Below are 20,402 nucleotides of genomic sequence, written 5' to 3'. Positions count from 1 at the left end.
GACCGCCGGCATCGAGCAGATCAATCAGGCGATCTCCCAGATGGACCAGGCGACCCAGCAGAACGCCTCGCTGGTCGAAGAGGCCGCGGCGGCTTCCGAAACCATGCAGAAGCAGGCGGAAACGCTCGCGCACACCGTTGCTGTGTTCAAGGTCGAAGGCATGCAGGCGGCGCAGCCGCGGCCTGTCGTGGCCGCGGCCGCCAGGCCCGTGACCCGCATGCCCGCGCCAAGAACCGGCCGGCCTGCGAAGCAGGCGCCGGGTCGCGTCGCCGGCGAGGCCCGGGCGGCGCTGTCCGGGAACTCGGATGACTGGGAAGAGTTCTAGGCGGTGGCATTCCGGCGCCTGGCGCCCGCCGTTCAGTAAAGCGGCGCGGCCAGCCCTTCCGCCGCGAACGCGCGCTGCACGGCGGGACGTGCGGCGACCAGGTCGAGGCAGGCGCCGAGATGGCGCCGCGCGCGCGCCGGATGCGCGAAGTGGCGGGTCCAGCGCGCCAGCATCAGCAGAAAGGGATCGACCGCGGTGTAGCGCTGTCCGAGCAGGTAGGGGCCGCGGCCGGCGGCTGCATTTTCCGCCAGCCGGTTTTCGATCAGGTCGAGCATGCCGCCGATGCGGGCTTCCGCGTGCCGCTTCACCGATTCCGCGCCCTGCGCGTGGTCGGCCAGCCGTTCCGGATAGTAGTAGGTGATCAGCTCCGCCTGCAGCGTGTTCGTCAGGTAGATCAGCCACTGGTAGAAGCGCGCGCGCTCGGTCGTGCCCGGCGCCGGCGCCAGGCCGGCCCGCGGGTGGCGGTCCGCCAGGTGCAGGCAGATCGCGGCCGTTTCGCTGAGCACGAAGTCACCGTCGACCAGCACCGGAATGCGACCGGCCGGATTGAGCTTCAGGTATTCGGGGCTCTTGTGCGCATCGCGGTCGCGGTCGACCAGAACCAGTTCGTAGTCCACGCCGAGCTCCTCCAGCAGCATGTGCGGAGCAAGGTTGGCGTTGCCCGGGTAGTAGTAGAGCTTGTACATCGCTGCGCCTGTTTCAGTTGCCGACCGCGGCAATTGTAGCAAGCGTGCGATGGAAGGTATTGCGTCCCGCCTCCTTGGCGGCGTACAGCGCCTGGTCGGCCTGCACCAGCAGCGCGGCAGGGTCGAGGCCGCCGTCCTGGCAATAGGCGATACCGATGCTGGTCGTGACCGGCAGCATGCGACCGGCGATGGGCATCTCCTCGGACACCGACAGCAGGACCTTGCGCGCGACCAGGTCGGCTTCCTCTCCGAAGTTCAATCCTTCCAGCACGATCACGAACTCGTCGCCCGCCAGGCGCGCCACGACGTCGGTTTCCCGCACGCTCTGCCTGAGCCGTTGCGCAAAATTCTGCAGCACCTCGTCGCCGACCGCGTGGCCGAGCGTATCGTTGATGGACTTGAAGCGGTCGATGTCGAGAAACATGACGGCGAGCGCCGCCCCGGTTCGCCGCGCGCGGGCGGTGGCTTCGGCCAGTTTTTCGTGCAGCTGGGCGCGGTTCGGCAGCCCGGTGAGCGAATCGAAGCGCGCCAGGCGCAGCAATTGCCGCTCGACTGCCTTGAGCGATGAGATGTCCGTGCTCAGCGCATAGACGCCGGCGACCGAACCGTCCTCGGCACGGTCCGGCACATACACCGTCTGGTTGAAGCCGGTGATGCCGCGCACCGTGGCTTCGAATTCGAACTTGACGCGCTCGCCGCCGAGCGCGCGCTCCAGCTGCGGCTGCAGGAACGCATAGGTCTGCCCGCCCACCACCTCGGACAGGTGGCGATGGATCGCCGCTTCCGGCTTGATACGGAGCCATCGTTCCGACATGCCGTTGATGAAGCGCACGAACTGCTTCCTGTCGATATAGCCGATCAGCATCGGCAGGCTGTCGGTCACGGTGCGCAACCGGCGCTCGCTGTCGGCCACGCGCTCCTCGGCCGCCTTGCGCTCCGAAATATCGCGCAGGAAGGCGTGTGCGACGAAGCCGTTGCCGTCATTCTCCCCGGTCACCGAGATCTCCACCGGAATCGTCCTGCCCCGCTTGTCCACCGCAGCCACTTCCCGCGGATGATGGAGGCTGGCATGGCCGCTGCGCGCGGAAGAGGTCTCGAGAATCGTCGTAAACTTCCGGTCCAGCTCGGGCGGCATCAGCAGCGTCGTCAGCCGTCGCCCGATCGCTTCGTCGCGCGTCCAGCCGAAGGTCAGTTCCGCCTGCCTGTTCCACTCGGTCACGCAGCCCTCGCCGTTGATGCTGACGAAGGCGTCGCCTGCACGGTCGATGATGCCGCGGAATTTCTGCTCGCTCTTGCGCAGCGTCTCCTCGGACTGCCGCTTGTGCTCCATCAGCTTGTCGTACACGGAAACCAGCTGCGACAGCTCTTCGCTCTGCGCATCGATCGCACCGGCGGGCTGCGCCTGGTGCAGCTGCAGCTGCATCATGTGCGTCAGCTTGTCCAGCGGACTGAGCAGGCGGCGCGAGAACCACCAGAGGAAAACACCGGACAGCAGCGCGAGCATGGCGGCAAGTGCCACGATCTGGCGTTCGCGGTGACGCAGCTGCGCATAGGCCTCGCTGGTCGGATAGGAGGCGAACAGGAGCCACGGCACGGATTCCAGGCCGCGGAAGGTATAGATGCCTTCCACGCCCTGGCTGTTGACGAACTCGACCGTTCCCTCGTGGCCGGCGAGTGCCCGCCACAGAGCGGGACTGGTCTTCGCGTCCGGCACCGGCTTCATGATGCGGTCGCGCTGCTTGTGGGTGAGGATGGTCGGCCGGTCGCCCTTGGAAACCAGCGCGAAATACCCTTCCTTCCCGATGCGCGCCTCCGGCAGGTCGCCGAGGAAGTTCGAGCGGGACAGGAACAGGATGCCGCCGAGGACGCCGATGGTTTCGCCGCTGGCGGAACGGATCGGGGCGGCGAACACGATATTCGGCTCCTTGGTGGTCTTGCCCTGCAGCGGTTCGGATATGACGACTTCGCCGCGCTCCATCACGGCCTTGAAATAGCCGCGGTTCGCGACGGAGTTGCCGCGGCGGCCGGGCAGTTCCGGCAAGTCGTAGATGATGCGCCCGCTGGCATCGGCGAAGAAAAACGCATCGAAACTGAGCTGCAATACCGGCCGCTCCCGGAGGTAGTGTTCGATCGCCTGCGGGCTCAGCGCCTTCATCCCGGACAGACTGGCGGCAGCGAGCGCGACCACCCGCTTTCTATCGCTGATCTTTTCGTCGAGCTCCTTTTTCAGCGCGTCGACCAGGGCCGTCTGCGTGTCGGTCACGCCGCGCCGCACATCTTCGCGCACGACGGAGAGAGCGAGCACCGCCAGCAGCCCGACCACGGCGAGCGTCACCGCGGTGCCATAGACGGCGAGCTTGGTCTTCAGGCTGAGGGTATGGAAACGGAAAATGACACGCATGGCGACGTAGAAGGTGGAAACGGGTACCAGGGCCCGCCGGGCACCGCTACGCGTACATGGACGAATGGTAGCACTTGCGCTTGCAAATGCGGCCGCCGCAATCGCAGCGCCGCTGCGGGTGTTGCAGGCGTACTGCACATCCACGCCGGGGCAGCGCGGAACGATAGCAACATAACATGCCGGCGGCCCTGCGCGGATTGTGGAAAACCGAGATTGCGGGCGCCGCGCGTTTTGACAGGCTGCCGGGCCGGCAATGGTCGCGCTGCCGGCCACCCCGGGATAAAATGCCGCACCCGCAGCAGCCGGCCCCGACCGGCGGCTGCATGAACACAACCGAGACCAGCATGGCCCGCCTCAAACTAGAATTCCCGGAAGACCAGTACTACTACTCGACCACGCTCACCGTGCGCGTGACCGACATCAACGCCGCCAACCACCTCGGCAACGACTCGATGATTTCCATGATCTCGGAGGCGCGGGCGCGCTTCCTGTTCGAGTTCGGCATCCAGGAGACGCAGGGTGACGGCGTGGGCATCATCGTGACCGATCTCGCCACCACCTACAGGACGGAAGCGCATGCGCGCGACCAGCTGCTGTTCGAAGTCGGCGTGATGGACTTCAACCGGTACGGCGGCGACTTCACCTTCCGCATCACCCGTCCGGGCGACGGCGCGCTGGTGGCGATGGCGAAGTCCGGTTTTGTCTGCTTCGATTACGTGAACAAGAAGGTGGTGCCGATGCCGGAGGCATTCCATCGCAAGTTTGCGAAGGTGAACTGGGTCGGCTGACCCGCAGAACGGCGGCCGCTCAGCAACCGGATGCCGCCCCATCCGGCAGTTCGCGGAACACCACGTCTTCGACGTCGCGCTGCCACCGGCGCTGCGCCGGGTAGAAAGTGCGCGGCTCGCTGCCATAAATCCGCTCGAAAGAGCGGCGCCATTTCGCATGGGTGCGCATGCATGCGGCGGTCGCGGCGAGCGCAATCATCCAGATGAAGAGAAAGCCGGGATTGCCCTGCGAAAGCATCAGTGCCGCGACAAGGAACGACAGCAGGAATCCGAGCGCGCCGACGGCGAGCGCAATGCGCGTGCCCGGCCCAGGATGATGCAGCTTTGGCATGGGAGATGTGACGCCTGGAAAGTTGAGTCAAGGCATCGATTATGCCACCGGCCGCAACGCCTTTTCCATGCAAAAACACGGGCGCGCGAAAAAATGCCGCGTGTTGATGTCGCAATGTTCACGCCAGTCGCGCGCCCTTGTCAGACGCGCATTGCCATCCTGTTCAGCCGCGCTGCGCCTTATCCGTCAGATGGCCAGTCTGCAAACGGGAAGGGCGCCTGTTCGCTCGCGAACGTGAGGAATTGCACCACCTGCCTCAGGTAGCTGCCGAGGCTTTGGCCGAATGCCGTCAGGCGCGCATTCGGCGCGTCGGCGAACAGCGCGAACGCGAACTGGATCAGAGCGAGGAAGAACAGCAGCGTGACCGACAGCTGGTAGGCCATCACCATCAGCAGCATGAACAGCGCGCGCATCCAGAGGCTGCGGTTGCCGCTTGCGGTATAGGGTTGCTGGCTCATCATTGCTCCTTTCTTGTTATGCGTGCGCGCGCGCTCAGCCACCGTGTGCGCCGAGTTTTTCCATCCGGCCGCGCCACTTCGCCGCAGTGTTGGCGTCGATGTTGCCGGCCATGCCGATCAGCGTTTCGTGCACCGGCGCGATGCCGACGAAGCCGAGGATATTGCGTTCCAGCGACTTGATGCTGTGCGCGCGGAAGTACCAGCGATAGACGACAGCCGGCATGCCCATCGTGACCACCACCCGCGCCGAGCGGCCGGTCAGGCCCTTGTTGGCGAGCGGGTTCTTGCCTTCGCGCGAAAATGCAAAGCCGGGACGCGCGACCTGTTCCAGGAAGGCCTTCAGCAGCGCCGGCATGTCGCCCAGCCATAGCGGGAAAAAGAACACGATATGTTCGGCCCACCGGATCGCCGCCTGCGCCTCTTCCAGGCCCCGCGGCAGCGCGCCCTGCTCCCATTCCTGCTGGCTGCGCAGGATGGGGAAATCAAGACGGGCGACCTCGATGCGCCTGGTCTCGTGCCCGGCGGCGCGGGCGCCGTCGGCGTACGCGTTTTCCAGCGCATGGCAGAAATGCGGCGCGCCGGCGTCCGGATGGCCTTGAATCAAGAGGATGCGCTTGCCCATGATGCCTCCCTTCGAACTTACCGTTGGCGATGCCCGTGTTCTGGTGCGGGCTGCCAGTCCATCTTCGCCGCTATTGGCTGAAAAACCATGAACTGGATCAAAGTTTCACCAACGGCGGGCGGCTGCGGCAAGCACGGGAAGAAGCCGCCAGGGCCATGCCGCTTACATACCGCCCTCCTTCTCATGCAGCGCCAGGACCGCAGGGTGGGTGGGGCCGCCGAGGTGGGGCCGCCGAGGTGGGGCCGCCGAGGTGGGGCCGCCGAGGTTGAGCGGAGCGAAACCCACGGTGTGCTGCACCTATGGTGAACGGCGGGTTTCGCTCCGCTCGACCCACCCCAGGGTTCTTTACGCAGGTCCGCACCCGCTGGCACGGCTCACCGGCCGCCTTCCTTCTCGTACAAGGCCAGCAGTTCGCGCAGCGCGCGCACCGTCGATTCATGGTCGCCGCTGTGCAGAATCCCGTAACCGCCGCGCTCTTTCCAGCGTTCGATGTTTTCCGGCGTATCGTCGATCAGCACCTTGTGCGGCCCGCTGAACTCCTGCTTGAGCTTCTTGGGCACCACGTGCACGGTGAATTCCGGTCCGAAGATGCGCGCCACCCATTCCCGCTTCTGTTCCTGGAACACCTTGTTGCTGGGTGCGCCGGTCAGGAAAACCGGCTCCAGGTCGCGCGTCGCCTCCCACAAAAGCATGCAGCCTTCGATCAATTCCAGTTCGGCGAAGAAGCGCTTGTCCGCATTGACGATCTTCCACAGGCGGCTGCGGTCGAGTTCGCCGGGATGCTTGCCGCACAGGCGCTTGACGCGCCTGTCGAAGTCGGCGAATACGCCGTCAAGGTCGAGGAAGACCTGCAGTCTGGGTCGCTCAGTCATGTGCGCTCGCTTTGTTTTTCCATTCGCAGCATGGACAAGGCAAAGCGCTGCCGGTTCATCTCTCCCGCGCTCACGCTTCGCCCCGTGCCGACTCCGCCCCGTCCTTCGGCGCGCGCCGCAGTTTTCCGCGCAGGCGGCGCATCAACTGCTCGAGGTCATCCATGTAGGTGAACACCGCCGGCACCACCAGCAGGCTGAGCACGGTTGACGTGATCAGGCCGCCGATCACCGCGATCGACATCGGCGAACGGAAGCTGGGGTCGGCGGTGCCGATGCCGATCGCGATGGGCATCATGCCGGCACCCATCGCCAGCGTGGTCATGATGATCGGGCGTGCCCGCTTGTGGCAGGCGTCGAGCAGCGCGTCGAAGCGCGACAGCCCGTGGTCGCGGCGCGCGACGATCGCATATTCCACCAGCAGGATCGAGTTCTTGGTCGCGATTCCCATCAGCATGATGAGGCCGATCAGCGAGGGCATCGAAAAACTCTTCTGCGCGAGCAGCAGCCCGACGAAGGCGCCGCCGAGCGACAGCGGCAGCGCCGCGAGGATGGTGACCGGATGCAGGAAATCCTTGAACAGCAGCACCAGCACGATGTAGATGCACAGCACGCCGGTAAGCATCGCCAGGCCGAAGCTGGCAAACAGCTCGCCCATCACTTCCGCATCGCCCACTTCCACCACGCGCACGCCGGGCGGCAGGTTGACCACCGAAGGCAGTTTATGCACCAGCGCGGTCACGTCACCGAGCGGTTGACCGGACAGCTCGATCTCGAAGTTGATGTTGCGCGAGCGGTCATAGCGGTCGATCACCGCCGGGCCGCCGGCCACTTCGAGTTCCGCCACCTGCCCGAGCATCACCGGCCCGCGCCTGCCCGGCACGGTCAGGCGCTCCAGCGTGCCAAGGTCGGCGCGCGCCGCCTCGTCCAGCCGCACCACGATCGGCACCTGGCGCTGCGACAGGTTGAGCTTGGGCAGCGCGATGTCGTAGTCGCCGACGGTCGCGATGCGCAGCGTCTCGCCGATTGCGCTCGAGGTCACGCCGAGGTCGGCCGCGCGTGCGAAATCCGGGCGGATCGCGATCTCCGGCCGGATCAGGCTGGCGGTCGATGCGATGTTGCCGAGGCCGGGAATGGTGCGCAGGTCCTTCTCGACCGCCATTGCGGCCGTACGCAGTGCATTCGGGTCTTCGCCGGTCAGCACCAGGATGTATTTCTCGCCGGATCCGCCCAGGCCGACCTTGAAGCGCGCGCCAGGCAGGCTTTCCAGCGCGACCCGGATGTTGTTTTCGATGCCCTGCTTGCGCGGACGCACGCCGCGCTCGGAGAGCTTGATGGTCAGCGTCGCCTTGCGCGCTTCCGCCGCCCCCTGCATCGCGAACGGATCGCCGCCGGCGGTGCCGCCGCCGATCGTGGTGTAGACGCTCTTCACATGCTCGACCTTCGACACCAGCATGCGCGCCTGTTCCGCCGCCTGCATCGTCTGCGCCAGCGTCGATCCGGGCGACAGTTCGAGATAAACCTGGGTCTGCGAGTTGTCGTCCGCCGGGATGAAGCCGGTCGGCAGCAGCGGGATGAGGGCAATCGATCCGATGAAGAACGCGGTGGCGGCGATCATGGTGATGAACCGGTGCTTCAGGCACCAGGTTGCCCAGCGCATGTAGGTCTTCATCCAGCGCGGGTCGCCGTGCCCGTCCACGATCGGCTTGAGGATGTAGGCCGCCATCATCGGCGTGAGCACGCGCGCCACCACCAGCGACGCGAATACCGCGAGCGACGCGGTCCAGCCGAATTGCTTGAAGAACTTGCCGGCGACGCCGCTCATGAACGCGGTCGGCAGGAACACCGCGATCAGCGTGAAGGTGGTGGCGATCACCGCCAGGCCGATTTCATCCGCCGCTTCCATTGCCGCCTGGTAGGGCGTCTTGCCCATGCGCAGGTGGCGCACGATGTTTTCGACTTCGACGATCGCATCGTCGACCAGGATGCCGATCACCAGCGACAGCGCCAGCAGCGTCACGACGTTGATCGAGAAACCGAGCAGGTACATGCCGGTGAAGGCCGGGATCACCGACAGCGGCAGCGCCACCGCCGACACGAAGGTCGCGCGCCAGTCGCGCAGGAACAGCCAGACCACGATCACCGCAAGGATCGCGCCTTCATACAGCAGCTGCATCGAGCCGTTGTACTCTTCCTCGACCGGCGTGACGAAGTTGAAGGCTTCGGTGATTTCCAGGTCAGGGCGCTGCGCCTTCAGGTCGGCGAGCGCCGCCTGCACCGCGGCGCCGACCGCGACCTCGCTCTCGCCCTTGCTGCGCGCAACCTCGAAACCGACCACCGGCTTGCCATCGAGCAGCGCGGCCGAGCGGCGCTCGGCGATGGTGTCGGTGACGGTGGCGATCTCGTCGAGGCGGATCCGGCGGCCGTCCGACAGCGGCAGTTCCAGCCGTCCCAGCTCTTCCGCCGTTTTCACTGTCGCCAGCGTACGCATCGGCTGCTCGCCGCCGCCGATGTCGGCGCGCCCGCCGGCAGTTTCGCTCTGCATCTGCCGCAGCTGGCGCGACACATCGGCGGCAGTCGCCCCGAGCGCCAGCATCTTTGCCGGGTCGAGCGCCACCCGCACCTCGCGCGTGACGCCGCCGACGCGGTTGACCGCGCCGACGCCGCGCACCGCCAGCAGCTTGCGCGCAATGTCGTTGTCGACGAACCAGGACAGGGATTCCTCGTCCATGTTGCGCGAGAACACGGTGAAGGCGAGCACCGGCTGGCTGGCCAGGTCCATCTTGTTGACGATCGGGTCGCGCACGTCGCCCGGCAGGTCGGCGCGCACGCGCGCCACCGCCGATCGCACATCGTCCACCGCTTCCTGCACCGGCTTTTCCAGGCGAAATTCCACGGTGAGGGTGACGCCGCCATCCTGCACCTTGGTGTAGATATGCTTCAGGCCCTGCACCGTGGCGATCGAGTTTTCGATCTTGCGCGCGACCTCGGTTTCCAGTTGCGCGGGCGCCGCGCCGGGCAGCGATACCGATACGATGACGGTGGGCAGTTCGATGTCCGGGAAGTTCTGTACCTTCATCGCGCGGAACGACAGCACGCCGGCGAAGGTCAGCATCACGAACAGCATGAGCGCCGGGATCGGGTTCCTGATCGACCAGGAAGAAACGTTCATCATGGCAGCAATCCTTATTTCGATGCGGGCGTGCCGTTGGCCGGTCCCTGCGCATCCGCAACCCGCACCAGGTCGCCGTCGTTGAGGAAGCCGGCGCCGCTGACCACGACCGGCGCGTCGGCCTTCAGGCCTTCCAGCACCTCGACGCGGTCGCCGATGCGGCGGCCGGTGCGCACCTTGACCTGCTGCACGCGGTTGTCGGGCGCCAGGCGGAACACATAGCTGAAGCCGTCGCGCAGCACCACCGCCTGCTGCGGCACGGTCAGCGCGGACGACGCGCCGAGGTCGAATTCGCCGCGCGCGAACATGCCGGCCTTGGCCGGCGGCGCGTCGCCGGAAGCCGGCTGCAGGTCCACGTAGACGATCGCGGCGCGGTTCTGCGGGTCAACGGTCGGCCCGACCATGCGCACCTTGCCCTTGAGTTCGGCGCCGGTGACGGCGGTGACGGTGGCCGGCATGCCCGGCCTGATCCGGCCCAGTTCCGACGCCGTCACCTCGGCGCGCCATTCGAGGCGGCCGCGGCGGATCAGGCGGAACAGTTCGGTGCCGGCGGGAACCACCGCGCCGACCGTCGCATTGCGCGCGGAGATGATGCCGGAATCCGGCGCCACCACCTGCACATGCCGCATGCGCAACTGCTGCGCGGCGAGCGTCGCCTTGGCCGCTTCGACCCTGGCCTTCGCCGTCTGTTCCAGCGTCAGGTACTGGTTGATCTGCGCCTGGCTCAACGCGCCGGTGCTTTGCAGGGTGCGCGCGCGGGCGGCATTGGCGGCGGCGTCGGCCGCGGTCGCCTCGGCTTCCATCAGCGCGGCGCGCGCCTGCGCGACTTCGGCCGCCACGGTTTCATTGGCGAAGCTGGCCAGCACCTGGCCGGCGCGCACCTGGTCGCCGACGCCGGCATGCACTTCGGCCAGCCGCAAGCCGTTCGATTCGCTGCCGATGATCGCTTCCTGCCAGGCCGCGATGTTGCCGTTGGCCGCCAGGCGGATCGGCAGCGACGCGGTTTGCGGCCGCACCGTGGTGACCGTCAGCGCGGGTTTGGGGCCGGCAGCCTTCTTGTCGTCGGCGGCGCCTGACTCGGGTGCTGCAATCAGCGCCGAGATGGCGGCGACGGCGAGCAGGACGGTGATGAGCAGCAAAGCGGGTTTGGATTGAAATGGCTTCATGATGTTGTCGGAATTCGTGTTCATATCGTGTTTGCGCGGCGTGGCGTGAGGCGTGCCTGGTGCTTGCACTTCAGGTTCCACCCGGGCCGCCCGCCGCATCCCTGCGCCAGCCGCCGCCGGCGGCGCGGTACAGCCCGATCCATGCGGCGCGCCGCTCCCGCTCCAGCAACACCAGCGCGTTTTCCGCGGCCAGCCGGGTACGGCGCGCCTCTTCCAGTTCGACCAGGCTTGCCAGGCCGCCCTTGTAGCGCGCTTCGGTGGCGTCGAACGAGGCGCGATAGCCTTCGACCGCGATTCGCACATCGTCACGCCGGGTCGCGGTGCTCTGCAGGCTGACCAGCGCCTCTTCCACTTCGCGCACCGCCTGGCGCACGCGGGCGCGATACAGCGCGGCGGCTTCTTCGTAACGGGCGGTGGCGGCGTCGATGCCGGCGGAAATCCTGCCGGCATCGAATACCGGCACCGTCACCGCGAGCGGCCCGACGGACCAGGTGGAAAGATCGGTGCTGGCGCCGGCGGCACGGAAATTGGCGCGCCCCACCGAGCCGGAAAGCGTCAGCCGCGGAAAGCGGTCGGCGTACGCCCCGCCGACCGCGGCACTGGCCGCCGCCAGGTCGCGTTCCGCCGCGTACACGTCCGGCCGTTGCGCCAGCAGCTGTGCCGGCAGGCTTGCAATGTTCATCTGCGCCTCCTGAGGCGTCCCTGGCGACTGTGGCGGCGCCGCCAGCTTCTGCCGCAGATCTTCCTCCGGCAGGGCGGTCAGCGCAACCAGCGTCTTGCGCTCGAGTTCGCATTGCGCGCGCTGCTGCGTGACGCGTGCGCGGCCCTCCGCGGCGCTGGCGCTGGCGAGCGCCGCGACCGCAGGCGCCTGGAAGCCGGCGTTGGCGCTGAGCTCGGCAAGGCGCGAGGTTTCCGCGCGCGATGCCGCATCCGATTGCGCAATCAACAGCAGCTGTTCGCAGGCGCGCAATGCGTAGTACTGGTTCGCGACTTCCGCCGCCACCGATACCCGTGCGGCGTGCCAGGAAGCGGTCGCGCTTTCCAGCTGCGCCTGCGCGGCGTCGCGGTCGGCGCGGGCGCCGCCGAAGACGTCGATTTCCCATGCCGCCTGCAACGCGGCCTGCGAGGTGGTCCCCAACGGCAGCGGCGGCTGCGCACTGCTGCGGCTGCTGCTCACCGCTGCGTTCAGCGCCGGCGCAAGCGCGGCGCCGGCGGCAACGCGCACCGCGCGCGCCTGTTCCATGCGCGAGCGGGCGGCGGCCAGGGTGGGGCTGGCGGCTTGCGCGGCATCCACCAGTTGCGCGAGCAGCGCATCGCCCTGCGCCTGCCACCATTGCGCCAGGTCGGCGGTGCTGCCGTTGTGCGGCAGCGGCGCCTGCCATTGCGCGGGCACGGCGGGCGCGGTCGCGGCCGGCGGGCGCGGGGCGGCACAGGCGGCAAGCAGCAGAGGCAGGATAGCGATAGCGAGTCGTCGGCGTGGTGTCATGGACATGATTGTTCTTCTTGCGCGGGCTGCATGTGCGCGCACCGCCGCCACGCGGGAGAACGGCGGCGGCGGAGCGTCAGTGCAGGTACGGAGGCATGTTATTCGGCTTTGCTGCGGGGGCTTTGCTGCGGCGGCTTTGCTGCGGCGGCATTACCGGGGCGGCTTGATGGCGGCGGCGTATTCCGGATGGCGGCCGATGTAGGCAGCGATGAATTCACACTGCGCGACGATTTTTCCGTTGCGGGCGAGCACGTCGTCCAGCGCCTGCTTTGCCAGCGCCGACCCGTAGCCCTTGCCTTCATGCTCGGTCGCAACCTCGGTGTGGGTGAACACCGTGGTGTCACCGTCGCTGCGGTATTCCGCGAAGCCGACCAGTTCGTCGCCGTCGACCAGTTCGTATCGCTGCGCGCCGGTATTGTTCCTTAATGTTGCACTGCCCATGATCCTTCCCGTCCTTCATGTCGCGCCACGGCGCGACCGGTTAGTCAATGAGGATTCATTGTAGTGCAAATGTTGCAACTGTGTATCGGCTGCAGCCTTTGTTTTCAGGCCTGGAGCCGCCTTTTTGTCGTGCGCCGCACTTCGAGCAGCTTCCTGGCCAGACGCCAGGGGACGCTATGCTTCCGATTGGCATTATCGGTGAACCAGCGGGTGGCGCGCAGCTTGTACCCATCCCTGGCAATCTTCAGCGCGTCGCGGCCGCTGCCGAGCAGGGCCAGCGGCGACCGGTAGATCGCAATATGGTCGAAGCGCTGCCATTGCCCCAGCAGCGCCGTCTTGTAGTCGTAATGGGTGTGGCCGAGATGAAAATGACGGGCGCCGCAGGCAATCGCCTCGCTGATGGCCAGGTAGCAACACAACATGCCGAGCCGGTAATCATCGTAGGCCGGGTCGTGCGCATTCACCTTGGACAGGTGGTTCTCGCCGATCCGGTACATCAGCGTGCCGCCGCAGATCCTGCCGCCGATGGTCGCGACCAAGGCAGCGCCGCAGCACTGCACCAGGCGTACGATGCTCTGCGCTTCCTCCTCGTTGATATAGGTAGCCATGCCCTTGACGGCCATGCGCTGCCGGTTCAGCTCGAGGATGGTGCGGATGTCGGCTTCAGTGGCGTCGCCGCGCTCGTGCACGCGATAGCAAAAATCCGGGAAATCCCGTTCCAGCCGGTTGCGGTGCCGCTTCAGGTTCTTGCGCGTTGCCGGGCCGAGGCGCGCGAGGAAAGCGTCCTGCGTGGCTGGCAATGTCGTGATGAAATCTTCCGAGCAGAAAAACCGTTGATGCAGCATCGGAATGTCGCCCCGGTCCGGCTGGACCGCGTGGAAATGCACCTGCCGCACCGACGGATAGGCAAAGAACATGTGGCGCGCGAAACGGCAGATTTCCTCCGCCGGCACACGCATGCCCTCGTTGATCACCGTCACCTTGTGCGCGTCGCGACGGAACAGGAAGAGCGCGCGGATTTCGTCGTTGCGGCGGGCAGCGTAAGTGCTGGCGCCGTCAAGGCCGCCGCAGGTCCGGAAGTAAGAAAGCGAGGAATAGAGCGTGCCGTACAGGCGGTCCAGCTCGGGACCGGCAAACGCGGGAATCTCGTTGTCGTGGATGACGACTTCGGTCCGGCCCGAAGCAGGTTCGACCCGACCCGGATCGGCATGCGGGGCTTGGCGTGACGCGCGTTGCGCAGGTTCAATTCGCACTCGTCTCTCCCGGGAGGCCGCAGGCTGCGTAATACCGAATCGGAACATGGGCGGACAAGGAAGTTCCGCGCAGGATGCAAGGTGTCGGAAAGCAATACGATTTGGCGCAACGCATGCGCACATTTGTTCATGCGCAAGCAATTGCACCGTTGCCGCCAAGGCTGACGCCGGCGCCGCTAACCTATCTTCGTGCGCGGCTTCGCGCTTCCAGCAAGGGAGATCAACGTGTCGATGTCAACGCCGTCCAGCCCGGCCCGGACCGCACTGCAGCAAGCCATCTACCACCATAGGAGAGGCCGTCTGAAAGAAGCCGAGACGTTTTACCGGCTGGTGTTGAGGACGCATCCGGGCCATCCGGAGGCGGGACGCAACCTGCTTGGCGCGATGTTCCTGAGCGGGCGCTATGGCGACATGGAAGCGGCGGCGGCGGAAATGCTTGCGGCGGCCCCGGACTTCGGGCTGGCGTGGAAAGGACTGGGACTGGCGCAGTTAATGCAGGGCAAGGATGGTCTGCAAGCGTTCCGGACGGCCGCCGCGCATCTGCCGGATGACGCGGAGCCGCATTATTACCTGGGCCTGGCACTGTATCGCGCCGGGCAGCCGGAGGCGGCGGAGTGCCTGCGCCGCGCGATCAAGCTCAATCCCGCCTTTCCCGGCGCCCATGCCTACCTGGGCAATATCCTGCGCGACCAGGGCAAGCTCGACGCTGCCGTCGCGCACTATCGCCGGGCGCTCGAGTTGCGTCCCGACCTGGCGGAGGCGCACAGCAACCTCGGCAGCGTGCTGCGTGACCAGGGCCGCATGGAAGAAGCGCTGGCCGCGTACCGCCGCGCGCTCGACCTGCGCCCCGACCTGGCTGAGGCGCACAACAATCTGGGCCGGTTACTGAAGGACCTGGGACGGTTCGCGGACGCGGAATCGAGCTTGCGCCGCGCGCTGGAATGCAGGCCGGATTTCGTCGCCGCGCACCACAACCTGGCGTCGGTGCTGCGCGACCAGGGGCGCATGGAAGAGGCACGCGCCGCTTTCGAGCGGCTCGCCACGCTCGCCCCGGACGACGCTGCAATGCGCATGGCCCGCGCCAGCGGCTGCCTGCCGCTCCTGCCGCGCAACCAGGAGGAGGCGTCGGCGGCGCCGGCACGCTTTGCCGCGGCGCTGAACGAGCTGGCGCAGTGGATGCGGTCGGCGCAGTCGCGGCCGGTCGATCCATCCCGGTTGCAGCTGCCGTTCTGCCTCGCCTACCGCGCGGGCAACCATGTGTCGCTGCTGTCGCGGTTCGGCGACCTGCTGGCGCAGCCTGGGGCAGCCGGCCCGGCGCGCGCGCAAGGCCGCGGCAAGATACGGCTGGCGATCGCATCGTCCCGCTTCCTGCATCATCCGGTGTGGGAGATCCACCTGAAGGGCCTGCTGCAGCAGCTCGACCGCACCCGCTTCGAACTGGTGCTGTACCACCTCGACCATGCCGAGGATGAAGAAACGGCGCTCGCGAGATCGCTGGCCGACATCTGGCGCGACGCGCGCACGGTGTGCGGTGTCAACGGCTGGCTGGAGGCATTCGCCGCCGACCGCCCGGATGCGGTTTTCTACCCCGAACTCGGCGTCGAGCCGCTCGCGTACAGCCTGGCTTGCCGCCGCCTGGCGCCGGTGCAGACGGCCGGCTGGGGCCATCCGCTGACTTCCGGGCTGCCGACCATCGACCTGTATTTCTCGGGGCTGCTGCTGGAACCCGCGCACGCCGAAGCCCATTACCGCGAGCGCCTGGTGCGGCTTCCCGGCACCGGCTGCTGCACCGCGCCGCTCGCGCGCGCGCCGCAGGCGGTGCCGGCGCTGCAGGCGCAACTGCGCGGCCGCCGCGGCGCACGCTTCCTGGTCGCGCAGATGCCGTTCAAGATCGACCCTGCCGCCGACGAACTCCTTGCCGACATCGCCGCCGCCGTCGGCGACTGCGTGTTCATGCTGCCGACGCATCCGCAGTTCCCGTGGGCGACCGGACGGCTGGTCGGCCGCATGAGCCGCGCACTGGCGCGGCGGGGCCTGGCTCCGGAAAGGCACTTGCAGGTCATCCCCTGGCTGTCGCAGGAAAAATTCCTCGGACTGCTCGACCTGTGCGACATCTGCCTCGACTGCCCGGCATTCTCCGGCTACAGCACCGCGCGGCTGGCGATACAGCGCGGGATTCCGGTCGTTACCCTGGAAGGGCCGCAGCTGCGCCAGCGGCTGGCGGCTGGCCTGCTGCAGCATATCGGCATTGAAGACACGATCGCCGCTTCCCGCGAGGAATACGTGGCGATCGCGTCGATGCTGGCCAGGGAATGCGGCGATGCCGTCGCGCGCAATCGCAGGCGCGAGCGCTTGCGGCTTGCCGCGTCGCTGGCCGACAACGACGTGCGCGTGGTGCGCGCCTTCGAACAGAGCCTGGCCGAGGCCCTCGCTGCTAGCGCGCCGCCGGCCCTTCCTTCGCGCTCGCCGCGTAGTAGCGCTTGACGTCGATGACATAGCGCCGGGTCTCGCGGAACGGCGGCACGCCGTTGTACTTGCGCACGTTGCCGGGGCCGGAATTATAGGCGGCCAGCACCTCTTCGAAGGTGTCGTGGGTGCGCATCAGGTATTTCAGGTAGGCGGTGCCGGCATTGATGTTGGTCTGCGGATCGTACAGCGACTTGCCCGCGCCGACGCCGACAAAGCGCGCCGTCGCCGGCGTGACCTGCATCAGGCCGCGCGCGTTGCGGTGGGAGCGCGCATTGGGGTTGTAGCCCGACTCCTTCTGGATTACCGCATGGATCAGGCTGGGCGGCACGCCGTGGGCGATCGATGCATTGACCACCAGGCGGTGATACGGCTTCTGCTCGCAGGAATGACAGGTCGCGTTGTCGACGATTTCCTGGATCGATTCGGTGTATTCGGGCGCGGGAATGAGCGGGCGCGCGCGCGTCGTCTTCGGTTTTTTGAAGGAACGCGGTTCGATGCCGAAGGTGCCCCATTCGGACAACACGTCCTGCGGGCGCGTGGCGCGCGTGCGCCTGGGCCGCGACGCTTCACTGTTGAGCGGCAGGGACGCCGCCTGCTGCGTGTTGTCTCCGCCCGGGGCGGTGACGGGAAACGGTCCGGCGCATGCGGCCAGCACTGCGACGCCGCATGCGAGGAGCGCCGTCTTTGCACCGCTGCGCACTGCGCGCGCACCTGCGGCGGCGCAACTCGTGAGCGCGACGACAAAGCCTGTCGCGCATGCCGGTTTGCCACACATACTCCCCCCTGTCGCCAGCATGCGGCATGCGTTCACGCCGCGTCGTCGATTCGCGATCACGTGCACGCAAGAGTGGAGAGGGTGTGGTGACACCGTCAGCGGAGTCGCCTCCGCGCAGCCCTGCTGTCATAGGCGCTCGTCGAGCGATCCTGTAGACCAGAAGCTTTGCGTCCCCGCTTTTCAACGGGTTTGCCGAAATCGGAATGGTTGCTGTCAGGTTCAGGATAGCCCGCGCGTTTCAACACGGAAACGTTTGTTGCAATTGGAAACGGCTTTTCCGCAACATGGCAAGCCGGCATGCAACTGCGTCAACGCCGCGTTCGACGCTGACGCCGCAACAGGACGCGCAGGCGGAGCAATGCGAAATCCCGGCTTCCGCGCCGGACCGGTGTCTGTGGTGTGCTGCTGCCCATCATGGTCTCCTCGCAAACTGCAGGACCAGTGTATGCAGCGCCGCGAGGCAAGACTGTGACATGCGCCACAGCGGTGCGGGAGCGACGAAAAAGCAACGATTTCCTGTTTTCATCGCCGCGAATCACGGACCTGCGCGGCATTGACTTGCCCCCTGCGCGCCGGGGATACTTGCTGCACACAATCGGCCAGCAAACAACAGGAGCAGCGTAGTGACCAGTCCCATCCGACGTATTGCCATCAACACCGGCGGCGGCGACGCGCCGGGCCTGAACGCCGTGATTCGCGCCACCGTGCTGGCGGCGGCCAACCGCGGCTGGGAATGCTACGGCATCCGCGATGGTTTCAACGGCATCCTGTGTCCGGAGCGGTATCCGGAAGGCGGCGTATTCCGCCTGACGCCTGACAAGGTGCGCGGCATCGCCCATCTCGGCGGCACCATCCTTGGCACCACCAACAAGGGCAATCCCCTGCATTTTCCGTTGACGCTGCCCGACGGCAGCATCCGCGAAACGGATCGCTCCGATGACATCCTCGCGTATTTCGCGAAGGAAGGACTGGACGCGCTGGTCGCGGTCGGCGGCGACGGCTCGCTGACGATCGCCAACGCGCTGCACCGCAAGGGGCTGCGCGTGGTCGGCGTGCCGAAGACGATCGACAACGACCTCGACAAGACCTTCACCACCTTCGGCTTCGACACCGCGGTCGCATTCGCCACCGATTGCCTGGACCGCCTGCACAGCACCGCGGAAAGCCACCAGCGCGTGATGGTGGTGGAAGTGATGGGGCGCTACGCCGGGTGGATCGCGCTGCATGCCGGAATCTCCGGCGGCGCGCACGGCATCCTGCTTCCGGAAATTCCGTTCGACATCGAGAAGGTCGCCGCCAAGGTGCGCGGCCGCGACAAGATCGGCCGCATGTATTCGATCGTGGTGGTGGCCGAAGGCGCGTCGCCGCTCGAGGGCGGGCGCCAGGTCGCGGAAGCGGCCGGCATCGGCCATGCGGAACGGCTGGGCGGCATCGGCGAGCGGGTGGCCAAGGCGCTGGCCGAACGCACCGGCAAGGATGCGCGCGTGGTGGTGCTCGGCCACCTGCTGCGCGGCGGCAGCCCGACTTCCTTCGACCGGCTCGCCGCGCTGCGCTTCGGCGCGGCCGCGGTGCGCGCGCTGGACGATGGGATGTCCGGTGTGATGGTGTCGCTTGCCTTCCCGAATGTCGACTATGTGTCGCTGGAAGAAGTCGCAGGCCGCATGAAGGCGGTGCCGATGGACAGCGACACGCTGCAGACCGCGCGCGACCTCGGCATCTGCCTGGGCGACTGAATACGGCTGCATGCTGCGCGGTCGAAGCAGCATGCACAGCTTTGCCAGACCGCAGCATAATCCGCGATTGGAGGTCTTCATGTCCGCCCACAGCGTCCGGCTTCACCGCGTGCTTTGCGCGCCTCCCGAGAGGATATACCGCGCCTTCCTCGATCCCGATGCGCTGGCCAAATGGCTTCCGCCGCACGGCTTCACCGGCAGGGTGCATCATCTCGATGCGCGCGTCGGCGGGACCTACCGGATGTCGTTCACCAACCTCACGACCGGGCACAGCCAGGCATTCGGCGGCGAGTACCTGGAACTGCTGCCGAACGAACGGATCCGCCATACCGACATCTTCGACGACCCGGACCTGCCCGGCGAAATGCAGCTGACGGTGTCGCTGAAGCGGGTGTCATGCGGCACGGAGCTGCACATCGTGCAGGAAGGCATCCCGGCGGCGATTCCGGCCGAAGCCTGCTATCTCGGCTGGCAGCAATCCCTGGCGCTGCTTGCGCAACTGGTGGAAGCCGAGATCCCCGGCTAGCTAGGCCAGCGGCACCCAGATCTCGATGCCGCCCGATCCGTTCTCCGGGTTGAACGTCTCGCCGTAGCACTCGAGGATGGGCGCATCGGCGACGCGGCAGCCGGACGCGGGCAGCCAGGTGCGCCAGATCGCCTCGAACGTGCTCCGGATCGCCGAAACAGGGCCGCGATGCACGAACACCGCATAGCGGGCAGGCGCCAGCTGCAGCTGCGCCCATCCCGGCGGCAGTGCGCCGGCGTCGCCAACCTCGACGCCGCACAGGTATTCGAAGCCGCCGTCCGGCCCGTTGCGGCACACGCCGTACGCGAGCTTGCCGACCTGCCCCGGCACGCGGCCGAGATACGGCTGGATGCGCTGCCACTGCGCCGCAATGCCGGCGCTGGCGTCACTCGTATAACGGTTGCCGATGCCGGCAATGCACATGCTTCCGCCGTCGACGAAGCGCGGCGGCGCGAGGCTGGCGTCCTGGTTCTGGTTCATCTGGTTCTCCCCGTCATGAAAAGTGGCGCGGCAAGCAGGCGCCGTGCCGCCGGAGTAAGCTGTCGCGATCCGTGTACCTTGGGGGAAGGACCATGCCATGACTGCCAGCTACTCCTCGGATGAACCGTCGCGCGCCGACGTCGATGCGTTCGAAGGTCCGGTTGTGATCGAATTCGGCACCGGCTGGTGCGGCTACTGCCTTGCCGCGCAGCCGCTGGTGTCGTCCGCCTTCGCCGGCCATCCCGGCGTGCGCCACATCAAGGTGGAAGACGGCCCCGGCCGGCCGCTGGGGCGCTCGTTCCGCGTCAAGCTGTGGCCGACGCTGGTGTTCCTGCGCGACGGCCGCGAAGTGGCGCGCGTGGTGCGCCCGGCGGACGCGGGCGAGATACGGCAGGCGCTCGGGCAGATCGATCATTAGAGG

The 20,402-nt window shown here is 67.0% G+C and carries 18 protein-coding genes, 1 pseudogene and 1 riboswitch; of the genes and pseudogenes, 6 read left to right on the top strand and 13 right to left on the bottom strand.

The annotated features are described in order from the left end of the window. Window positions 1-325 (top strand): annotated as a pseudogene (locus VEC01_RS02605) (hypothetical protein); the annotation flags it as partial. A 32-nt stretch (window positions 326-357) separates the two neighbouring features. Here VEC01_RS02605 and VEC01_RS02600 read toward each other — a convergent pair. Both VEC01_RS02600 and VEC01_RS02595 read right to left on the bottom strand, forming a co-directional pair. After that, window positions 358-1,011, bottom strand: a complete 654-nt coding sequence (locus VEC01_RS02600; RefSeq protein ID WP_324898452.1) for a glutathione S-transferase family protein — start codon at window positions 1,009-1,011, stop codon at window positions 358-360. Between the two features lie 13 nt (window positions 1,012-1,024). Beyond that, on the bottom strand, window positions 1,025-3,412 hold the full coding sequence (locus tag VEC01_RS02595; protein ID WP_324898450.1) for a diguanylate cyclase domain-containing protein: 2,388 nt from the start codon (window positions 3,410-3,412) through the stop codon (window positions 1,025-1,027). 344 nt (window positions 3,413-3,756) lie between these two features. Here VEC01_RS02595 and VEC01_RS02590 point away from each other — a divergent pair, with 344 nt between their 5' ends. After that, entirely contained in the window at window positions 3,757-4,200 is a 444-nt protein-coding gene (locus VEC01_RS02590) for a thioesterase family protein (RefSeq protein ID WP_324898465.1), read from the top strand. A gap of 19 nt (window positions 4,201-4,219) precedes the next feature. Here the strand turns inward: VEC01_RS02590 and VEC01_RS02585 are convergent, their stop codons facing one another. The 9 genes from VEC01_RS02585 to VEC01_RS02545 all read right to left on the bottom strand — a co-directional run bounded on the left by VEC01_RS02585 (window position 4,220) and on the right by VEC01_RS02545 (window position 13,998). After that, window positions 4,220-4,531 (bottom strand): hypothetical protein, encoded by a 312-nt coding sequence (locus tag VEC01_RS02585; protein WP_324898448.1) that lies wholly within the window; start codon window positions 4,529-4,531, stop codon window positions 4,220-4,222. 179 nt (window positions 4,532-4,710) lie between these two features. After that, window positions 4,711-4,992: a DUF4389 domain-containing protein gene (locus VEC01_RS02580; RefSeq protein WP_324898446.1), complete on the bottom strand. Its 282-nt coding sequence runs from the start codon at window positions 4,990-4,992 to the stop codon at window positions 4,711-4,713. 31 nt (window positions 4,993-5,023) lie between these two features. Next, window positions 5,024-5,611, bottom strand: a complete 588-nt coding sequence (locus VEC01_RS02575) for an NAD(P)H-dependent oxidoreductase (protein ID WP_414691405.1) — start codon at window positions 5,609-5,611, stop codon at window positions 5,024-5,026. A 374-nt stretch (window positions 5,612-5,985) separates the two neighbouring features. Continuing rightward, on the bottom strand, window positions 5,986-6,483 hold the full coding sequence (locus VEC01_RS02570; protein ID WP_324898444.1) for a 5' nucleotidase, NT5C type: 498 nt from the start codon (window positions 6,481-6,483) through the stop codon (window positions 5,986-5,988). 70 nt (window positions 6,484-6,553) lie between these two features. Then, window positions 6,554-9,652: an efflux RND transporter permease subunit gene (locus VEC01_RS02565; protein ID WP_324898462.1), complete on the bottom strand. Its 3,099-nt coding sequence runs from the start codon at window positions 9,650-9,652 to the stop codon at window positions 6,554-6,556. Between the two features lie 14 nt (window positions 9,653-9,666). Beyond that, a complete protein-coding gene (locus tag VEC01_RS02560; RefSeq protein ID WP_414691408.1) occupies window positions 9,667-10,818 on the bottom strand; it encodes an efflux RND transporter periplasmic adaptor subunit in 1,152 nt (383 codons plus the stop codon). Between the two features lie 70 nt (window positions 10,819-10,888). Continuing rightward, window positions 10,889-12,304, bottom strand: coding sequence for an efflux transporter outer membrane subunit (locus VEC01_RS02555; RefSeq protein ID WP_414691407.1), 1,416 nt, complete (start codon window positions 12,302-12,304; stop codon window positions 10,889-10,891). Window positions 12,305-12,454: 150 nt separating this feature from the next. Beyond that, a complete protein-coding gene (locus VEC01_RS02550; protein WP_324898439.1) occupies window positions 12,455-12,745 on the bottom strand; it encodes a GNAT family N-acetyltransferase in 291 nt (96 codons plus the stop codon). Between the two features lie 104 nt (window positions 12,746-12,849). Then, window positions 12,850-13,998 (bottom strand): GNAT family N-acetyltransferase, encoded by a 1,149-nt coding sequence (locus VEC01_RS02545; protein WP_324898437.1) that lies wholly within the window; start codon window positions 13,996-13,998, stop codon window positions 12,850-12,852. Between the two features lie 231 nt (window positions 13,999-14,229). Here VEC01_RS02545 and VEC01_RS02540 point away from each other — a divergent pair, with 231 nt between their 5' ends. Further along, window positions 14,230-16,482 carry a tetratricopeptide repeat protein gene (locus tag VEC01_RS02540; RefSeq protein ID WP_324898460.1) on the top strand — a complete coding sequence of 751 codons (2,253 nt, stop codon included), beginning with the start codon at window positions 14,230-14,232 and terminating at the stop codon, window positions 16,480-16,482. On the opposite strand, the gene VEC01_RS02535 is transcribed toward VEC01_RS02540, so the two are convergent. After that, on the bottom strand, window positions 16,433-17,242 hold the full coding sequence (locus tag VEC01_RS02535) for a lytic transglycosylase domain-containing protein (protein ID WP_324898435.1): 810 nt from the start codon (window positions 17,240-17,242) through the stop codon (window positions 16,433-16,435). The genes VEC01_RS02540 and VEC01_RS02535 overlap by 50 nt on opposite strands. A gap of 110 nt (window positions 17,243-17,352) precedes the next feature. Continuing rightward, a riboswitch (cyclic di-GMP riboswitch) is annotated at window positions 17,353-17,446 on the bottom strand. A 419-nt stretch (window positions 17,447-17,865) separates the two neighbouring features. On the opposite strand from VEC01_RS02535, the gene VEC01_RS02530 reads away from it, so the two are divergent. Together VEC01_RS02530 and VEC01_RS02525 are read left to right on the top strand one after the other, a co-directional pair. Further along, a complete protein-coding gene (locus VEC01_RS02530) occupies window positions 17,866-18,975 on the top strand; it encodes an ATP-dependent 6-phosphofructokinase (protein ID WP_324898434.1) in 1,110 nt (369 codons plus the stop codon). A gap of 79 nt (window positions 18,976-19,054) precedes the next feature. After that, window positions 19,055-19,501: an SRPBCC family protein gene (locus tag VEC01_RS02525; RefSeq protein WP_324898432.1), complete on the top strand. Its 447-nt coding sequence runs from the start codon at window positions 19,055-19,057 to the stop codon at window positions 19,499-19,501. Here VEC01_RS02525 and VEC01_RS02520 read toward each other — a convergent pair whose 3' ends face one another. Further along, a complete protein-coding gene (locus tag VEC01_RS02520; RefSeq protein ID WP_324898430.1) occupies window positions 19,502-19,981 on the bottom strand; it encodes a GyrI-like domain-containing protein in 480 nt (159 codons plus the stop codon). A 97-nt stretch (window positions 19,982-20,078) separates the two neighbouring features. Here VEC01_RS02520 and VEC01_RS02515 point away from each other — a divergent pair, with 97 nt between their 5' ends. Beyond that, the gene (locus VEC01_RS02515; RefSeq protein WP_324898428.1) at window positions 20,079-20,399 is read left to right on the top strand and encodes a thioredoxin family protein; all 321 of its coding nucleotides are present in this window, start codon (window positions 20,079-20,081) and stop codon (window positions 20,397-20,399) included. The last annotated feature ends 3 nt before the right edge of the window (window positions 20,400-20,402 follow it).

The sequence above is a fragment of the Noviherbaspirillum sp. genome, from assembly GCF_035627455.1.
Classification (GTDB): Bacteria; Pseudomonadota; Gammaproteobacteria; order Burkholderiales; family Burkholderiaceae_D; genus Noviherbaspirillum.
The sequence above is the reverse complement of the archived record's forward strand: the minus strand, read 5'-3'. Positions and strand labels throughout refer to the sequence as shown.